Here is an 18,830-nt window from a genome sequence, read left to right as displayed (position 1 = left end):
CGAATTTCTCCCGCAGCTTCGGTTACCGGTTTTCCGAACAGGACTTTTTCTTTTCCCTGCAACCTTTTCGAAACACGCTGCGTCTGGAAGAGTGAGAAAGAGAAAATCATACAAGAGGTGACCTACCCATGAAAAAGACAGTAAAAGCTTGTGCAGCTCTGGTAATGGCAGGATCGTTCGCATTCGCCGCTTCGGCATCCGCGTACAGCGACATTTCAAATGAAGATAACGCCAAGATCGCTCAATCCTTGCAGCAGATGGGTGTGATGAAAGGAATCGGGCAAGATCTTTTCGCTCCTTCGGTCGATCTGACCAATGCTCAAGCCGTTCAATTGATCGTAAATGCTTTTGGCCTTGAAACGGATCCGGGCGTGGATTACATTCCGGTTCCTTCTTTCAACAATGACGCTTGGTACGCTCCAGCTTATGAAGCTGCCTTGCACAACGGAATCAAGACCGTGACTAAAACGGATTCGGTCAGCGAAAAAATGACTCGTGAACAATTCGCAAGTCTGCTCCTTGAAGGTATTAACACGACAGGGCAATATCCGACGACCAAAATGTACATTTTCTTCGATGATGAAAAAGAATTCACGGGCGACCATCTGGGCGCGATCCAAACGCTCGGCAACATGCGCATTATCTCCCCTGGCGGCGAGTTCCGTCCGCAAGATCCGATTACTCGAATGGAAGCCGCGGAATTGGTGTATAATGCTATTGAGTTCATCGATAAAGTCGGCGGAAATGCGGATAATGCCGGCGAAGGAACGGAGGTAACGGAAGTGAGCGTGACAACAGCGAAAGAAGCCGACGGACGGGTGAAAGCAACGTTGAAAGCTTCGCTGCCGAATCCGGGCTACGGTCTGAAAATCGACGATGTGAAATACGATGGCGGCAAAGCGACGATTCAATACAGCATCACGAAGCCTGAAGCGGGCATGATGTATCCGCAGGTGATCACCGATGCGGAAGTCTCGACTTATCTGACGGGTACGCCTTCGGAAGTCGTGGCTGAGCAAACGGGCGGAGAAACCGGCGCTTCGGATGCGAAACTATTGAAATAAGAGTTTAGGCAAAGCAAAGAGCGCTCCGATTCGGGGCGCTCTTTTTGTTTGCCTAATGAGGGGAGGAAGAGATAACATCAATCCGCTCCACAAAGATTGAAAGCAAGTTAGACAAGTCGCTTATCGTTCATTAAATCAAGTCGATAACCGACCTGCCGACTTCACTTCTCAATCCCCGTTCGCGCCGCCGAAAGCAGGACGGGCGTCGAAGCCGGATTCGGGTTTGCCGGTGACGGGGGTGATGGAATCGCCGCCGCCTTGTTGGAGCTGGTACATCTGGAAGTAACGTCCGCCTACGGCCATCAGCTCGTCATGGTTGCCGCGTTCGACGATTTCGCCGCGGTGAAGAACCATGATTTGGTCTGCGCTGCGGATCGTGGACAAGCGGTGGGCGATGACGAAAGTAGTACGGCCTTGTTTCAGGACATTCAGGGCGGACTGGATCAAAGCTTCGGTTTCCGTATCGATATTTGCAGTGGCTTCATCCAGGATCAAGATCGCCGGATCGAAAGCGAGTGCGCGGGCGAATGAGATCAATTGGCGTTGGCCCGCGGATAAGGTGCTGCCTTTTTCGATAACCGGTTCGTCGAATCCGCCGGGAAGGTCGGAAAGAATCTTGTCTGCGCCGACTTCTTTAAGGGCTTGTTCCACGCGCTCTCGGCTGATCCGCTCATCGCCCAGACTGACATTGGAAGCGATCGTGCCTGTGAACAGATACGGATCTTGCAGCACGATGCCCATATGCTGACGGATATGCTGCTTCGGCAGATCGCGCACGCTTTGACCGTCGATGGTGATCGTGCCTTTTTGCGGATCGTAGAAGCGGAACAGGAGGTTAATGATCGAGCTTTTGCCGGAACCCGTATGACCGACCAAGGCGACCGTTTGTCCTTGCTTCGCTTCGAACGAGATGTTTTTCAAAACATAATCTTTGTTATAGGCAAAAGAAACATTGTCGAAAGCGACGTTTCCTTTGTAGCGCGGCATGCCGCCGTCGGTGACGTTCTCGCCTTTTTCGTCCAGCAGTTCGAACACCCGCCCTGCGGATACCATGGCGGAGTCGAGCGCGGCCAGTTGGTTTACCATGCCGGTAATCGGCTGGAATAAACGACCGAGAATGTCAACGAACGCATACAGGGCACCCAACGAGATAATGGATGCGGCACCGTCGATGGTCGAGGAGCCGAAGTACCAGATGACCACGGTAAACGCGATATTGCGCAGCACGTTAACCAAGTTATGGGACGTGAACGAGTTGAGATTCAGCATTTTGTTCTGGTGCTTCATATAGTCGCCGTTCAACTCTTCGAATTCGGCTTCCGTTTGTTTTTCCCGACGGAAGACGCGGATGATCGACATGCCTTGGATCGATTCATTGATGATCGCATTCAGTTCGCTCAGGCGTGAACGAATGATCGTGTTGTATTTCGTCGCGACTTTGCGGTACAGGTAGATCCACAGAATAATCAGCGGCACGATGAACAACGAGACTGCCGCCAAGCGCGGGTCCAGAATGAACAGCGCTACATAGATCCCTGTGATGTACACGATACCGGTTGTAAAGTTGGACAATACCGCGATAAACAGGTCTTTTACCGCTTCTGTATCGTTGGTGACACGAGAGACAACTTTACCGGCGGGCAGATTATCGAAAAAATTGACCGGAAGCCGCTGAATCTGCGCATACAGATCCAGGCGAAGCTTTTGAATGACCCGGTTGGCGGACGATTGGAGCCAATAGGTTTTACCGAACTCCATCACGATCGAGATCGCCAAGAAAAGCAGATAGAGCAAGACGAGATTGATGATGCCCGGAATTTCAGGCGAATAAAAGTCGAACAGCTCTTCTTTGGATAATTGCTGCGCCGGATACGTATCCGTGCCGCTGTTCGTCCGAATAGACAACGTGCCGTCCGCGAAGCTGCGATCGCCTTCGGGCGTCGTTACAGGCTCTTCGACAAATACGAAACTTCGCCCGACTTGGAGAATGCGAACTTCTTCGCCTCGGGTCTCGCCTTCCGCGAATCGGTCGCCGCGCTTATAGTAGGCACCTTGGTAAGCAACTGCGTCTTCGCTGGCTTCGGTTGTTTGATAATGAGGATTTTCGATCCCCATCATGTGATCGTCAATCATCATTTTGGCGATAAACGGGCTGGCTAGTTCAGCGCCAACCCCGATCGCAAGCGCGATAATAGCTGCGATAAAGGTTCCTTTTGCGGTTAGAGCATATTGGAACAATCTTCGCGCGGTTTGTTTTTTAGGCGTCGAAGAGATGTTCTCGGGTTGTTCGGAATTATACTCCATGATCGTTTTGCACCTCCTCGGAGGAGAGATTGGATTCAACTTGCTGCCGTTCGAATTGTTCGCGATACCAGCCGCCTAATGCAACAAGCTGGGCATGCGTGCCTTCTTCGACGATGCGTCCTTTTTCCAGCACGACGATATGATCGGCATGTTCGACGGCAGACAAACGGTGAGTCGAGATCAGCGTTGTTTTACCAGCACGTTTCTCGCGGATATTTTGAATGATGCGGGCTTCCGTCCGTGCATCGACGGCAGACAGCGCATCGTCGAGAATCAGAATCTGCGGCTCGGCGATAAAAGCGCGTGCCAGCGAAACGCGTTGTTTTTGGCCGCCCGAGAGAGAGACGCCGCGTTCCCCGACTTTGGTTTCCAGACCGTCGGAGAGCGTTTCCAGATCGCCTTCGAAAGCAGCCGTTCGGATCGCTTCCATAATCTCGGCTTCGTCCGCATCGGATTTGCCGTAACGGATATTTTCGCGAACGGTCTTGGAAAATAGAATTTGTTCTTGCGGCACATACCCGATCCAGCTATGCAGTCGATCTTTGCTTAGTGATTCGATAGACGTGTCGGATAACAGAATATCGCCTGTGCCTGTCGGATACTCATGCAAGAGCTGCTTGAGTAAAGTCGACTTGCCGCTGCCTGTGCGCCCGACGACGCCCAGCGTTTGTCCGGCACGGAGTTTCAGGCTGACCTGCTCCAGATTGTCCACCGTCGACGTCGGATAGCGGAACGTGACGTCGCGGAACTCGATCGTGTCCGGAGCCGCGACATCGGTCGGATGCTGCGGGTCTTCAATGTCGGCTTTGGTGAATAAGACCTCATTGACGCGATCCAGGGAAGCCCCGCCGCGCTGCATGATATTGATCAGCTCGCCGATCGCGAACATCGGCCAAATCATCATGCCCAGATACATATTGAACGTGACCAGGTCGCCGAGCGTCAGCTCGCTGCGGAACACCAGATAGATGCCGTACGCCAGACCGATCAGGTAGCTAAGACCGACGCATAGCCGAATATAAGGTTCGAACACGGCATCGACGCGCGCGACGGCCAGGTTCTTTTTGTACACGTCGTTGGTGATATCGGAAAACCGTTTCTCGTCGTGCCGTTCTTGCACATAAGCGCGAATAACGCGAATCCCGGCTACCGATTCCAGCACCTGGTCGTTCATGTCGCCGAAGGAATCTTGGGCTACCGTGTAGCGCTGATGAATAATTTTGCCGTAGATGCTCATGCCGATCGCAATGAACGGAAGAGGGATCAAGGCGGCGAGCGTAAGTTTCCAACTGACGATAAAGCCCATGGCGAGCAATACAGTCAATAGGAAAAGGGTAGAGTCGGTCAGCGTCAGCATCCCGAATCCGGCCGTCATGGCGACGGCGCGCAGATCGTTGGTGGCGCGAGCCATCAAGTCGCCTGTGCGGTTTCGTTCAAAAAACGGAGGCGTCATGCGCAGCAAATGAGCCATGAAGCGGCTGCGGAGCAGGCGTTCTACCAGATTGGAGCCGCCGAAGAGCTGGCGCATCCATATGTACGTGATTCCGTACATGATGACAAGCAGGGCCAAGATGCCACCGATGTACATGAACAACCGCTCGGTCGTGATCAGGCCGCCGGCGATATCGTCGACGGCGATACCGATCAACCGAGGAGGCAGCAATTCAATAATGCCGACGATGACGAGGAAAAATATGCCGATCAGATAACGCCTTTTTTCCTGCCGGAAAAACCAGCCGAGGTTGCGAAGGACGGAAAACATTCCATCACTTCCTTTCTTCGTTACGATAGATTTACCAATCAAATTTGCGAAAAACCGCAAAAAAAGCATATCGCGGTGCGCGATATGCTTTAAAAAACGATTCATATGGCGGACGATAGGACAAAACCAATCGTCGCGTTTTTTTGTCTTGCGGGGCAGAACCCGGACCGCGAACGATCAGGAATTGCGTGCCGGAAGACAACGGACGGAAGCTTCATCGATATGAAGTTGGGAAAGGGCGCGCAGCGGACGATAAACCTCTTGAGGGCGAACGGCAAAGCTTTCCTTGAACGTAGACATCGAATTCACTCCTTCCTAATTTTGATGATCGCAAAATGATCTCGTATGCTCCCGATTTTAGCACCGTCTCTCAGAAAAAGTCAACGAAAAAGTTTTAGATTGTGAACGAAATGTGAACATGAATAAACGCGAACAGGAGTCGCAACCAAGAAAACGTAATGAAAAAAGATTGAAAGCAAGCATTTTGGTTTGTCGGAGGAGCTTTTCTGCGGTATGATGAATAGGGAAAAGGGACGCTTTTCAACAGTCCCGTTATCGCGCGAAGGAGGGAACCCAAGATGAGTCTCAATGTCACGCAGCAAGCCGCAGACTGGTACAAGAAAGAGCTGGGTCTGCAATCGGGTGATTATATTCGCTTTTATGCCAGATACAGCAACACGAGCGACATTCATCCGGGATTTTCGCTCGGGATTGCGACCGAGATGCCAAGCAGTCCGGGGTTGACGCAGTCGTCGGAAGGCATCACGTTTTACATGGAGGAAAAAGATCTCTGGTATCTCGACGGTTACCGCCTGAACGTGACGTATTTGCCGGAGCATGACGATATCTTGTACGCTTACGAGCAAGAGTAAGAACAAAAAAGACGAACGAACCGATATGCTCGGTCGTTCGTCTTTTTTATGCGCAGCCTTCAATCCGTTACAAATGCGCCGTTCCTTCCAAAGCAAATTCGAAGTCGTCGATATCGAATACCTGAATAGGTACCGCAGCCGAGATAATCCGTTGAATCATCTCAAGCTGGTCGGTCAGAACAGGCGCTTCTTCCTTCAGCGAAGAAAGCAGGACTTCCGTTTCGATCGGATCGAACAGCTCGCCGTAATGCGCATTATCCACGGCGTTGATTACGCTGAGTTTAATCTGGTCACCCAGCAAGATCGGTGCGCTTTTTGCCCAAGGAATCGTAAGTGCCTTCTGAATTTTTTTCTTGTTCAAAGGCTCTTCGAAATAGGCGATTAATTCTTTTACTTTTTCTTTGACATGTTGGTCGTCGCCCGGCTCGTTCATCAGCGGCTCCGCACCTTCTTCGAATTCGTAAAGTTCCAATACGGTCGTGTACGGAACGATATATTCGACCGGACGGTTCGCCGAGAGCAATTGCCCGTAGATGGCGACCATGACGGCTTCAATGACAAAACGTTGAGACATAAATAGCGGTCCTCCTAGCGGCCTGGCAACCCTTTTGCAATCAACCCGGCCAAATCCTGTATGTGGGAAGTATAGCACAAGCGGACAGTGAAATCAGCCTTTTACAGAGTTTTCCTCTGCATTTGCCCGCTTGGCGATATGATCGGCAATGAACCCGCCATGCAAACGTCCGCTCTCGATAAACACTTCATTGGCATTGCGACCGGAAGCGATGACGCCCGCTACATACAGACCCGGCACGCCCGTTTCCATCGTTTCCGCATCAAAGACGGGTTTGTCCAGGTCATCAGACATTTGAGCCCCGGCTTCCGTCAGAAGTTTGCGATCCGGACGGAAACCGGTCATCGCGAGCACGAAGTCGTTGTGAATGCGCGATTCGGTCTCGGGTCCTTGAACAACGACGTAATCTTCGCCAATCTCGGTCAGCTTCGAGCCGAGATGCAGCGTAATCTTGCCTTTGGCGATCATGCCCTCGAACAGCGGACGCACCCAAGGTTTGATATGCTGGGAAATTTCGGTTCGTCGATAGATCATATCGATTTTGGCTCCGACGCGGATCAGCTCCAACGCGGCATCGACGGCGGAATTGCTGCCTCCGACGATCGCTACGTTCATGCCGGCATACGGATGTGCTTCGCGGAAATAATGAGTGACCTTATCCTTTTCCTCACCGGGGATGCCCAGCTCGTTCGGATGGTCGAAATAACCGGTGGAAACGACAACGCTGCCGGCGGCATATTCACGCTCGTTGCCTGCGCGGTCGCGTGTCTCCACTTTGAAAGTTCCGTCTTCCTGCGGTTTGATCGCCAACGCTTCCTCGTAAGAAGAAATGCGCAGATTATAGCGATCGGCCACCTTGCGGTAGTAAGCCAATGCTTCGTGACGGAAAGGCTTTTCGTTCGGCGAAGTAAAAGGCACATCGCCGATTTCGAGCAGTTCGGCCGTGCTGAAAAACTGCATATTCGTCGGATACAGATAAATCGAGTGGACCACATTATGTTTTTCGATGATCCGAACAGATAACCCGCGGCGGCCGCACTCGATTGCGGCGGATAATCCGCACGGTCCTGCTCCGATAATCAGAACGTCTTCTTTTTCCATGATAGGTGCTTGTTCCCCCTTGATTGTATGTGTAAACTGCAGTTGTCGCTGCCTGCGTCACGCGGACGGCGCTCTTGTTTATTATCGCGCAAAGCGGTCGCTTCGTCCAACCGGCCTGCTATAAAGCTTGTTACAATCTTGAGAAAAAAGTCTTGACAATCTATTTTAGGCTCCGCTAGAATGAGTGGCAAATACTGATGAAGGGAGAGATGAGCTATGGGAACTTTACATTCGATTGTTGTTAGAGGTCGCAAGCTCTCTCCAAGATCAGTGATACGGACGGATTGCACGCGTTCTTAATCTTGTTCATCAAGAGTTCGAACATGGGCGCTTCGCAGCGTATGTGCTGACGGATGCTGCCTGTTGCGGATTTTAGCGCGGGTTCAGGCAGCCGGGGAGAGTTCTCTCCCCGGCTTTTTTGCGTGGTTTGCCGGATCGATTGGAATGGGGAGAGAGTCGTTGAGTCATTTTTGAATACAACCCAAATCCCATAAATTCGGAGGAATCATGAATAAAACAATGAAGAGCATTAACGAAATCGTAAATAACTCTGCCGATACGCAAGACATGCAACAATCAGGCGTTTCGGCTATAAAAAAGACCGAGGAGGAGCGCATTTTCCAGGAAGCTTACGGTTGGGACTCGTCCTGGCAAGAAGCGTGGCTCGCGGCCGGATTTGAAGCCGCAGGCCTGACCCCTGTCCGCATGACGGCCGATTTCGGGCAGCAGTTCAAAGTTGCCACGGCAGCAGGGGAATATACGGCGGAAACCAGTGGGAAAATGCGACATTCGACGGAGCACGGCGCGGAACTTCCGGCTGTCGGAGATTGGTTGGCGGCTGAATGTTTACCCGGAGAACGTCGGGCGCGCATTCATGGCGTATTGCCTCGTCGCAGCAAGATTTCACGTAAAGCGGCCGGAAATCCGGTTCGTGAACAAATCATTGCCACAAATGTCGATACGTTATTTTTGGTCACTTCGCTAAACTATGATCTGAATATTCGTCGTCTGGAGCGATACTTGATTATGGCCTGGAATGCGGGCGCACAGCCCGTGATCCTGTTAAGTAAGGCCGATCTATGCGATGAAGCATTCCGTTTACAAGCCTTGTCCGAAGTGTCGCTGGCGGCTCCCGGCGTTCCGTTTCATATTGTTAGTGCGCAGACCGGCGAAGGAATGGAGCAAGCAGCGGGATACTTTGCGGGCGGACGCAGCTGCGCCTTGGCCGGAACGTCGGGATGCGGCAAGTCTACATTGACCAATTACCTCGCGGGAGGACACGTACAACGTACAAGCGATATTCGCGAGGACGACAGCCGCGGGCGGCATACGACGACGCATCGCCAAATGTTCGAGATTCCGGGCGGCGGCGTGTTGATCGATACCCCCGGAATGCGCGAACTTCAGCTTTGGGAGGGCGAAGAGGACGGCATGTCGGGCACGTTCTCGGATATTGAAAGTTTGGCCGGCAATTGCCGTTTCCGCGATTGCTCGCATAACCGTGAAGAAGGGTGTGCCGTTAGAGAAGCTATGAACGATGGAGAGCTGGACTCTGGTCGCCTGGGCAGCTACCGCAAAACGCAGCGTGAGCTGGCTTTTCTGGAACGCAAAGAAAAAAGCCGTTCCGCCACGGGTCGCAATGCCGGGAACGGCAAGCGGGACCAGCGTAAGGAACGGCGTGATAAGAATTGGCTGCATGAAGAATAATTCAGAATCTTGATTTAAAAGGCGGACGGAGCAAGCACTTTCTCCATAGGGGGAGTCGCGACGTCCGCTTCTTTGGTTTTTATCTGTTGATGGGAAGCGACCGTGCTTGCACCTGCCACGGCAGCGGCTGTTCGCGACTTCGTCGTCGAGGAGACGAATGGCGCACGACTTGCTTTGAACTCGTCAATCATTTGTAAAAACTCGTCAAATAAGCGATTGCTGTCCATAGGCCCCGGTGCGGCTTCCGGATGGAACTGTACGGAAAAGGCGGGAGCGCTCTTATGTTTAAGTCCTTCTACGCTTCCGTCATTGTTATTGACATGCGTAATTTCAAGATCCGTATTATCCAAAGTCGTTTCCAATACCGAATAGCTATGGTTTTGCGAGGTGATCAGGCAACGTCCAGAAGCGACTTCCTTGACCGGGTGGTTAGAGCCGCGATGCCCGAATTTAAGCTTCGTCGTATCCGCGCCCGAAGCCAGAGCGAATAACTGATGACCCAAGCAAATGCCGAATAGCGGAAGTTGACCGATCAGTTCGCGAACGGTATTAATGGCTTGCGGCACGTCTTTTGGATCTCCGGGGCCGTTCGACAGAAGCACCCCGTCCGGGTTGTAACGGTTAATTTCCGCCGCGCTCGATGTATGAGGGACAACGATCACATCGCAACCCCGATCGCCCAATTCGCGCACAATGCCCGCTTTGCTGCCGTAATCGATGACCACGACGCGTTGTTTGGTGCCCGGCACGCGATAGGCGCGCGGCGTGGATACTTGGTTCACCTGATCACGCAGCGCTGATGCAGCATTCAATTGCTCCAACAGTTCTTCCGTGCTGGCCGATCCCGTTGTAATCAGACCTCGCAATGTACCTTGGTTACGCAGACGGCGAGTCAACATCCGCGTATCGATATCAGCAATGCCCGGAATATCGTATTCCTTCAATAATGTACCGAGGTCGTATTCGGAACGCCAGTTACTGGGTGCTGTCTCGTGACGACGCACCACGAATCCGTGAATCCAAGGGCGAATCGCTTCGAAGTCCTCGCGGTTAATTCCATAGTTCCCGATTAGCGGTTGAGTCATCGTCACGATTTGCCCGCAATAAGAAGGGTCGGATAAGACCTCCTGGTAACCTGTAATCCCTGTATTAAAGACCACTTCACCGGTCATCTGTTTATCGCTGCCGAATGAAATTCCTGTGAATAATGTCCCGTCTTCCAATAGTAATCTGGCTTTCATCGTCGTTCCCTCCCTGGGCTGCGCTTGCTTGTATGCGTAAGGCCCTTTCGCCGTTATTGACAAGTGTCAGGCAGGCATGAGGCTCTTCAAATTTTGTTTAATTAAATATACAACGAATAGAATAAATATGCAAACGATTCAATAAAAAAACGAACGAGGAGTCCGTTTTTTTACTTGCCCGTATTTATTGGCTTGGAGTTGCGCGCATCCGTCAAAATCCGAATGAAGGGCTTGGACGCCCTGATTGAGTTCTTTCAGAAGAGCGGGGGATGAACGGCTGACTCGGACTCAAATCGGAAGCTTCATTATATTGATCTTTTACGCAATCGTATTCGACCAGAAATTGATGCGGGTTCGAACAATACGTGCATAAAGTATGACCTTCCATCAGCAAGCGTCCCGGCTCTCGGGCGACGATCTTCATCCACGCTACAGCACCTTTGATATAGCGATCGCTGTCGGGGCTGAAGGCTCCGGTACATTCAAAAGTCTGGAAGCAAGAACCACAGAGGCAATTTCGTTTTAAAAACATGACCGGACCTCCTTCTCTATAATTTTTGTTTTCCACTTTTTGTATATTCTTTAATCACGGTCTGAGCAATTATTACCACGGGGCTTTTTTTTGAAACGACACCTTGAAAATCCGATACTCTTTTTGTTTTCTTCGCGTCTTTGTTTGCAAACATGGCGGCAAAATGCCTGAAAACGGGTATTGATAATGCGAAGGAGTGACGTAAACCAATGAAAACAAAGACGCAGCTATGCACCGGAGAAAAGGTTAGCCTGGATCAGATCGCTACCGATTATCCTGCGGAAGACCGACCTGATGCGCCCGAAATTGCTCGCAAAAAGAAGAAACTGAATCGCAAATTGGAACACCTGCAAGAAAAACTGTTCGCTTCCCGGAGCCATGCGGTGCTTTTTGTTTTTCAAGGGATGGATTGCAGCGGAAAAGACGGAACGATCAACCACGTCTTCTCCGAAGTGAATCCGCAAGGCGTGCTTACGCATAGCTTCAAAGCGCCGACAGACGAAGAAACGGAGCATGATTATCTTTGGCGTGCGCATCGGCATGTCCCGGCACGCGGCTATATTGCGGCATTCAATCGTTCCTACTATGAAGATGTACTGATTACTCGCGTTCACGGTACCATCGAGGATAAGAAAGCCAAGAAGCGTTTCGCGCAAATTAACGATTTCGAGAACATGCTTAGGGAGAACGGGATCGTCGTCGTTAAAATCTTTTTGCATATTTCGAAAAGCTTCCAACTGGATAAGTTGATTGCCCGCATCGAAAATCCGGACAAAAATTGGAAGTTCGATCCCAGCGATCTGGCGGAACGCAAGCATTGGGACAAATATCAGGCCTGCTACGAAGATGTTTTGACCGAATGCGCGAGCTCCGATCTTCCGTGGCACGTCGTGCCTGCCGACGATCGAGCGATGCGCGATCTGGCTGTGCTTCGTATTGCGGTGGATACTTTGGAAAAGCTTGATCTTGAATTTCCGCCTCCCGTTCCCGAATTGCAAGACCTTCTGCCTGAACTTTACGATGAGCGGGATAACGAGGCCGGAAACTTCAAAAAAAGCAAAAACCCGAAGACGAAGAAATAAAGCAGCGCGAACTTCTTTTCGAATTGTAAAAACAAGGAATTGACCCGGCGGTTTCATGAGTGACCGAAGCGTCGATCCAACTGGAAAAAGCGAACGCTTACACGTGGCTGTAAGGTCAGTTAAAAATTTAGCAAGTAACGTGCCGAATAAATTGAACTCGCTAGCAAAAAGGGGTACAATCGAGAAGTAAACGCTTTGTTCACCAATTTGTAAAAAACTACTCAACTGGAATCGGCTTTTGCAAACACAAGACGGAGGGTGGCAGCGATGACGAAACAAATTTCGAGCACGCATGAGCCATGGGAAAAGTATTACGGTCCGAACCTAGGATACGTACAGGAGCAATATGAGCGATATCAGGAGGACCCTGCATCGGTAGAAGCTTCCTATCGGGAACTATTCGAACGCTTCGGCGCGCCGCCGCAGTATCGCGCTTCGAATGTCCCGGCTTCTTTTGAATCGGAAGGAACGGCCCTTGATTCGCAATCATTAAAGAAAGCGGTTGCAGCAAGCAAGCTGGTATGGAACATTCGTACCTACGGGCATTTGGCCGCCGACATCGATCCGATCGGATTGGATGAACAACCTCAGGTGTCGTTCCTGGAGCCGAAAGAAGTCGGTTTGTCGGAACAGGATCTGGCATCGCTTCCGGCATCGTTGATTTGGGAAGAAGCGCCGGAAGGCGTCGTAACCGGATTGGATGCGATTCGCAGGTTGCGGGAAGTGTATACCGGAACGACTGCCTATGAATTTTCGCATGTGCATGACGAAAAAGAACGAGATTGGCTGAATCAACGTGCCGAACTGCAAACGGCTAACGGCGGACTGACGCCTGAAGAACGTAAGGCACTGCTGGAACGCCTCGTGCAGGTCGAGCAATTCGAGGAATTCCTGCATCGTACATTCGTCGGGCAAAAGCGTTTCTCCATTGAAGGGATCGATATGCTTGTACCCGTAATGGATGAACTTGTACGCGGATTTTCCAAAGCGGGCGCGGAACACGTTTTGATGGGCATGGCCCACCGCGGACGTCTGAACGTGCTGGCACACGTGCTCGGCAAGCCTTACGGTCGAATTTTCTCCGAGTTCCACCATGCGCCGAATAAAGACCTGATGCCTTCCGAAGGCTCCATGGGGATCAACTTCGGCTGGACCGGCGACGTGAAGTATCACTTGGGCGAAAAACGAGCGATCGGCGAGGAAGGCAAAACGCGGCTTACGCTTGCGAACAACCCGAGTCACTTGGAATACGTCGATCCGGTTGTCGAAGGCTTTGCGCGCGCGGCGCAGGAAGACCGCAGTCAGCCCGGCTATCCGAAGCAGAACACGAATAGCGCGGCATCGATTCTTGTCCACGGCGACGCGGCTTTCCCCGGTGAAGGGGTTGTGGCGGAGACGCTCAACTTCAATCAGCTTCCGGGCTATCAAAACGGAGGAACGGTACATATCATTGCCAACAACCGGCTTGGTTTTACCACCGAAAGCGGCGATTCCCGTTCCACGCATTACGCAAGCGACTTGGCGAAAGGCTATGAGATTCCGATCGTTCACGTTAATGCCGACGATCCGGAAGCCTGCATTGCCGCCGTCCGTTTGGCCTGCGAGTATCGCATGACGTTTAAAAAAGACTTCGTTATCGATCTGATCGGTTATCGCCGTTACGGTCATAACGAGACGGATGATCCGGAAACGACTCAACCGCTCATTTACAAAAAAGTCAGAGCTCATGATACCGCCGCGACTATTTTTTCTAAAAAATTGCATAAAAGCGGTTTGATTGGCGAGCGAGGCCTCGAAGAGCTTCGCGAAAAGATCGTGGCTGTTTTCAAGGAAGAGTATGAACAGATGAAAAACGGCAAGCAGGGCGCGAGCCATCCGTTCCCGTTTGCTTCCAGCATTGATGAAACCCCTTTGGAATCCGTGAAAACTTCGGTTGAGCTGGATAAGCTTCGTTCAATCAACGAAAATCTGCTCAAACGCCCGGAGACGTTCAACGTGTATCCGAAGCTGGAGCGTATCCTGCAACGTCGTTCCAATGCTTTTGACGACGGGGAAAAAGTGGACTGGGGCCAAGCGGAGACGCTTGCTTTCGCCACGATCCTGTCGGACGGAACGCCGATCCGCATCAGCGGCCAGGACGTCGAACGCGCGACCTTCGCGCATCGCAACTTGGTTCTGCACGATTCGCAAACGGGAGAGACTTACTGCCCTCTGCATGAGTTGCCTGAAGCCAACGCTTCGTTCGCCATTCACAACAGTCCGCTGTCTGAAGCTTCGGTCATCGGCTTCGAGTACGGTTATAACGTCTACTCGCCGCAAACGATGGTCATTTGGGAAGCGCAGTACGGCGATTTCGCGAATGCCGGTCAGGTTCTTCTTGACCAGTTCGTTATGCCGGGACGTTCCAAGTGGGCGCAAAAGTCGAGTCTGATCATGTTGCTGCCGCACGGTTACGAAGGTCAGGGACCGGAGCACTCCAGTGCAAGATTGGAGCGTTACCTTCAGTTGGCCGGAGAAAACAACTGTACGGTCGTAAGCTTGACCAGCGCGGCGCAGTATTTCCACTTGCTGCGCAGACAAGCCGCGATGACGACCCGCGAGGATGCCAAGCCGCTTGTGGTGATGTCGCCGAAGAGCTTGATCCGCAATCCGCGCGTGGCTTCATCGGCTTCCGACTTTACGGACGGAAGCTTCAAATCGACCATCGAACAAGCGGGACTGGGCGACGCTCCGGATCGTGTCACTCGCGTGCTGATGTGCAGCGGCAAGATCGCGGTCGAGTTGGAAGACGCGATCGAAAAAGATACCGAAGCCGACTGGAGCTGGCTGCATATTTTAAGAATCGAACAGCTCTATCCGTTCCCTGCGCGCGAAGTGTCGGACTTCCTCGAACGATTCAACAATCTCGAAGAGATTTATTGGGTCCAAGAGGAACCGCATAACATGGGCGCTTGGCGCTACATCGACCCGAACATTCGGTCTGTGGCACCAAAGGGCGTTGAAGTGAGCTACACGGGCAGACCGGAGCGTTCCAGCCCGGCGAGCGGTTACCAACACATCCATACTTTTGAGCAGCAGAAGATCATTCAGACGGCCCTTGGCCAGAATCAGAATACGTCGAAAAAAAATCAAATGAGTTTGGGGAGGTAACGCCGTGAGCGACATTAAAGTACCGGAAATGGGAGAGTCCGTTACCGAAGGCACGATTTTGCGTTGGACGGTAGCGGAAGGCGACGCTGTTCAACAAGGCGACGTACTGCTAGAGCTGGAAACGGATAAAGTCAATCTGGAAGTCAGTGCAGAATCCAGCGGTTTGATCGAGACCCGTTTGCGTCAAGAAGGCGATACGGTTCAGGTCGGCGAAGTGATCGGCCGCATCCGTACCGGGGACGCTGCATCTTCGACGACAGGAACGGCTTCCGCGCCGAAAGGCGAAGAAAGCCCTGCTGCCGCAGCCGAAGCATCGGCTCCGTCGGCTTCGCTTCCGGAAAGCCCGAAAGCTGCCGAGGCGGCCAGCCCGCCTCCTGCGGAAAACGGCGACGCCGGAACCAAAGCTTCGCCGGCTGCGCGCAAGCTCGCGCGCGAACGCGGCGTCGAACTGGGCAGCGTGCCGAGCGCGGACCCTATCGGCCGCGTCTACTCCGGCGATGTGAAATCGTTCGCGGAAGGCGCTCCGACTTCGCAACCTCAAGCGGCGCCGCAGCCCCAGGCTGCTCCGCCAAAAGCACCGCCGAAAGCACCGGCGGCGGTCGACCCGTTGAAGCCGGTTGAACGCCAACGCATGTCGCGTCGCCGTCAGACGATCGCGACTCGTCTTGTTGAAGCTCAGCATAACGCAGCTATGCTGACAACATTTAATGAAGTCGACATGACAGCGATTCTGGATGTACGGAAACGCCGGAAAGACAACTTCAAGCAAAAATTCGATGTAAACCTCGGTTTCATGTCTTTCTTCACTAAAGCAGTCGTCGGCGCGCTCAAAGCGTTCCCGGCGGTTAATGCGGAGATCGACGGCGACGAAGTGGTTTACAAGAAATTCTACGATATCGGCATTGCCGTATCGGCCAAAGAAGGTCTGGTTGTTCCGGTCGTTCGTAACGCCGATCGCCTGGGCTTCGCCGAAATCGAGAAATCGATCGCCGGACTGGCTACGAAAGCGCGCGATAATCAATTGGCGTTGTCTGATCTGCAAGGCGGAACCTTTACAATCACGAACGGCGGCGTCTTCGGTTCACTGCTGTCCACGCCGATCCTAAATGCGCCTCAGGTGGGGATTCTCGGTATGCACAAGATTCAACTACGCCCGGTAGCGATAGATGAAGAGCGTATGGAGAATCGTCCAATGATGTATATCGCCCTCTCTTACGATCACCGGATCATTGATGGCTCGGAAGCGGTAAGATTCCTTGTAAAAGTGAAGGAACTGCTGGAAGATCCGGAAAGCTTGTTGATTGAGAGCTAAAACTTGATATTCGAATCAAATGCGCAATAAAGAAGATCCCGTTCGAACCTCGCGGTCGAATGGGATCTTTTTGTGTACAGACATGCCGGATAAGGTGAATCGTACTCTTTTAATGAAGATCCGGACGCGTTAACTTTGAACTCCGATAGTATCGGTACAGATGAACTGCTACGATTTTTACAACCATATAGGAAGGAATAATGATCAAAATGGCAATGAAGCCACCAATCGCACCGCCGCTTAAAAGAAGAAATACCGTAGTCAAAGGATGAATATCCAGCGCAGAGCCGTAAATCATCGGTGACAATAAGTTATTGCGCAGCATTTGTCCCAGAACGATGACGACAATAATCCAGATCACAGAAGTCGGAGAATCAATGAAACCTACAATTACAACAGGAATCGCTCCGAGATATACGCCGATATACGGAATCATGTCAGTCAAAATGATAAACAACACCAAAAGGAGAGGATACGGAACGCCAACAATGAGGAAACCGATTAAGTCGAAGACTCCTACGCAAGCTGCCAGCAAAACGCGACCGACAATAAATCCGCTTAGTGCTGAATCAATGTCTTTCGCCATATCGCGGAATGTAGGGCGGATTTTCATTGGAGCGGCTTTAAGCAAGAAGGCGTATCCTTTACGATCGTCTTTCAGCATAAAGTAAAGAATCATAGGAACCGTAGAAACCACAAGGAAGATCCACGCCACTGTAGACAATGCGCTCGTCAGTGAGTTGCTAATTGAATTCAATACATTTTCAAGGTAACCCGATAATTGCTGCGGAATATCAATTCCCACGTCGATATCGTTTATGCGCGTGCCCCAAATTTCTTGCTCCTGAACTTTAAGCATGAGCAATTGTAGCTGGGTGGAAAAGTTTTGCGCAAGTTGGGGAAGGTTGTCGCTAAAGTTGAGAAATTGCGAGCGCAAGATCGGCCACACCCAAATTGCGAAACCCGCAAACACCCCAACCGCAGCGGCGTACAACATTAAAATCGACCAGGGACGCTTAATATGCCAATCGTGCAATTTCCGAATCGTGGGTCTGAATAAGTAGTAGAGAAAAAGCGACATTGCAATAGGAAAGAAGATTAAGCTGAAAGCGGCTTTGAGCGGTGCGAGGATACTTGGAATCTGAGTGAGCAGGAATAGAATGATCAAAACGAAAATGATATGTAGACTGGTTCTCATAAAACGATCGGATTTAAACATAAGAGCCTCCTTTGAACAAAATGTGAAATAACAAGGGGAATTAAAATGAAAGCGTTTCAATTTGGGCGAAATTGGATTATTACTATACTAGGCGCTCTTATGTGGTTGAATTGAATCCTTTTCTTATTATAACCTAAATTAAGAAGCGACGATTATAGGTTTACACTTGTAAATATTCTTATACATTAGCGAGGTGAATTTGATAAATAGAAAATGCTTGCTATACAGCTTTGAGCGTGGTATATTCTGTAGACGGCCTTGAGAGAGCGCCGGTGCGGTTCGAACAAGTGAGCGAGTCAACAGGAGATCGAAAAGGAAGCTTCAAACGAAGCTGAAAAATAGATTTCAAAAAAAGACTTGCCCAACGAATACGAACGTGCTAATATATAAGAGTTGCTGCTGCGAGCGAAACGCTGAACGGCAGAAACGAGAAACACCGTTTGCTCCTTGAAAACTGAACAGTAAGTGAGTCGCGATGATGAAGATCATCGTGAGAATATAAGATTCTTGAGCAATCAAGAATCGCCAACGTTTTAAACGAGCACATCGTGCTTTCTATTAAACGGCCACTTCGGTCGCCACCTTAATGCAGAGTTAGATCCTGGCTCAGGACGAACGCTGGCCGCATGCCTAATACATGCAAGTCGAGCGGACTAAGGTGAAACTTGTTTCACCGAGGTTAGCGGCGGACGGGTGAGTAACACGTAGGCAACCTGCCTTTCAGTTTGGGATAACTTCCGGAAACGGATGCTAATACCGAATACATCATCTTCTGGCATCGGAGGATGAGGAAAGACGGCGCAAGCTGTCACTGAGAGATGGGCCTGCGGCGCATTAGCTAGTTGGTGGGGTAACGGCTCACCAAGGCGACGATGCGTAGCCGACCTGAGAGGGTGAACGGCCACACTGG

At 51.3% G+C, this 18,830-nt stretch carries 14 protein-coding genes and 1 rRNA gene; 7 read left to right on the top strand and 8 right to left on the bottom strand.

Going from position 1 to position 18,830, the window contains the following annotated elements:
* The first annotated feature begins 128 nt into the window (after positions 1-128).
* Positions 129-1,064: an S-layer homology domain-containing protein gene (locus SACSAC_RS00065; RefSeq protein WP_051506748.1), complete on the top strand. Its 936-nt coding sequence runs from the start codon at positions 129-131 to the stop codon at positions 1,062-1,064.
* 168 nt (positions 1,065-1,232) lie between these two features.
* On the opposite strand, the gene SACSAC_RS00060 is transcribed toward SACSAC_RS00065, so the two are convergent.
* The 3 genes from SACSAC_RS00060 to SACSAC_RS28560 form a co-directional block, all read right to left on the bottom strand.
* On the bottom strand, positions 1,233-3,368 hold the full coding sequence (locus tag SACSAC_RS00060) for an ABC transporter ATP-binding protein (RefSeq protein ID WP_037282171.1): 2,136 nt from the start codon (positions 3,366-3,368) through the stop codon (positions 1,233-1,235).
* On the bottom strand, positions 3,358-5,130 hold the full coding sequence (locus tag SACSAC_RS00055; protein ID WP_037282169.1) for an ABC transporter ATP-binding protein: 1,773 nt from the start codon (positions 5,128-5,130) through the stop codon (positions 3,358-3,360). The genes SACSAC_RS00060 and SACSAC_RS00055 overlap by 11 nt, the downstream gene beginning before the upstream one ends.
* 177 nt (positions 5,131-5,307) lie before the next feature.
* Complete coding sequence (locus SACSAC_RS28560; protein WP_281175739.1) at positions 5,308-5,430, bottom strand: hypothetical protein; 123 nt, start codon at positions 5,428-5,430, stop codon at positions 5,308-5,310.
* Positions 5,431-5,708: 278 nt separating this feature from the next.
* Here SACSAC_RS28560 and SACSAC_RS00050 point away from each other — a divergent pair, with 278 nt between their 5' ends.
* Positions 5,709-6,002 (top strand): HesB/YadR/YfhF family protein, encoded by a 294-nt coding sequence (locus SACSAC_RS00050; protein ID WP_037282166.1) that lies wholly within the window; start codon positions 5,709-5,711, stop codon positions 6,000-6,002.
* 67 nt (positions 6,003-6,069) lie between these two features.
* Here the strand turns inward: SACSAC_RS00050 and SACSAC_RS00045 are convergent, their stop codons facing one another.
* Together SACSAC_RS00045 and SACSAC_RS00040 are read right to left on the bottom strand one after the other, a co-directional pair.
* Positions 6,070-6,576 (bottom strand): hypothetical protein, encoded by a 507-nt coding sequence (locus SACSAC_RS00045; protein WP_037282165.1) that lies wholly within the window; start codon positions 6,574-6,576, stop codon positions 6,070-6,072.
* 93 nt (positions 6,577-6,669) lie between these two features.
* Positions 6,670-7,677 carry a YpdA family putative bacillithiol disulfide reductase gene (locus SACSAC_RS00040; RefSeq protein ID WP_037282162.1) on the bottom strand — a complete coding sequence of 336 codons (1,008 nt, stop codon included), beginning with the start codon at positions 7,675-7,677 and terminating at the stop codon, positions 6,670-6,672.
* A gap of 507 nt (positions 7,678-8,184) precedes the next feature.
* Here SACSAC_RS00040 and rsgA point away from each other — a divergent pair.
* Positions 8,185-9,384, top strand: coding sequence for a ribosome small subunit-dependent GTPase A (rsgA, locus tag SACSAC_RS00035; RefSeq protein ID WP_245608562.1), 1,200 nt, complete (start codon positions 8,185-8,187; stop codon positions 9,382-9,384).
* Between the two features lie 14 nt (positions 9,385-9,398).
* On the opposite strand, the gene carA is transcribed toward rsgA, so the two are convergent.
* Positions 9,399-10,625 carry a glutamine-hydrolyzing carbamoyl-phosphate synthase small subunit gene (gene carA, locus SACSAC_RS00030; RefSeq protein ID WP_037282156.1) on the bottom strand — a complete coding sequence of 409 codons (1,227 nt, stop codon included), beginning with the start codon at positions 10,623-10,625 and terminating at the stop codon, positions 9,399-9,401.
* Positions 10,626-10,836: 211 nt separating this feature from the next.
* Positions 10,837-11,157, bottom strand: coding sequence for a hypothetical protein (locus tag SACSAC_RS27845; protein ID WP_156950919.1), 321 nt, complete (start codon positions 11,155-11,157; stop codon positions 10,837-10,839).
* 209 nt (positions 11,158-11,366) lie between these two features.
* On the opposite strand from SACSAC_RS27845, the gene SACSAC_RS00025 reads away from it, so the two are divergent.
* The 3 genes from SACSAC_RS00025 (at position 11,367) to odhB (ending at position 16,701) form a co-directional block, all read left to right on the top strand.
* Positions 11,367-12,239 (top strand): PPK2 family polyphosphate kinase, encoded by an 873-nt coding sequence (locus SACSAC_RS00025; protein ID WP_051506747.1) that lies wholly within the window; start codon positions 11,367-11,369, stop codon positions 12,237-12,239.
* Positions 12,240-12,506: 267 nt separating this feature from the next.
* Entirely contained in the window at positions 12,507-15,389 is a 2,883-nt protein-coding gene (locus tag SACSAC_RS00020) for a 2-oxoglutarate dehydrogenase E1 component (protein ID WP_037282152.1), read from the top strand.
* A 4-nt stretch (positions 15,390-15,393) separates the two neighbouring features.
* The gene (gene odhB / locus SACSAC_RS00015) at positions 15,394-16,701 is read left to right on the top strand and encodes a 2-oxoglutarate dehydrogenase complex dihydrolipoyllysine-residue succinyltransferase (RefSeq protein ID WP_037282150.1); all 1,308 of its coding nucleotides are present in this window, start codon (positions 15,394-15,396) and stop codon (positions 16,699-16,701) included.
* A gap of 109 nt (positions 16,702-16,810) precedes the next feature.
* On the opposite strand, the gene SACSAC_RS00010 is transcribed toward odhB, so the two are convergent.
* On the bottom strand, positions 16,811-17,920 hold the full coding sequence (locus SACSAC_RS00010) for an AI-2E family transporter (protein ID WP_037282148.1): 1,110 nt from the start codon (positions 17,918-17,920) through the stop codon (positions 16,811-16,813).
* 583 nt (positions 17,921-18,503) lie between these two features.
* On the opposite strand from SACSAC_RS00010, the gene SACSAC_RS00005 reads away from it, so the two are divergent.
* A 16S ribosomal RNA gene (locus tag SACSAC_RS00005) occupies positions 18,504-18,830 on the top strand; the annotation flags it as partial.

Source organism: Saccharibacillus sacchari DSM 19268 (genome assembly GCF_000585395.1).
In the GTDB taxonomy this organism is placed as follows: domain Bacteria; phylum Bacillota; class Bacilli; order Paenibacillales; family Paenibacillaceae; genus Saccharibacillus; species Saccharibacillus sacchari.
This window is presented reverse-complemented; position numbering and strand designations above follow the sequence as displayed.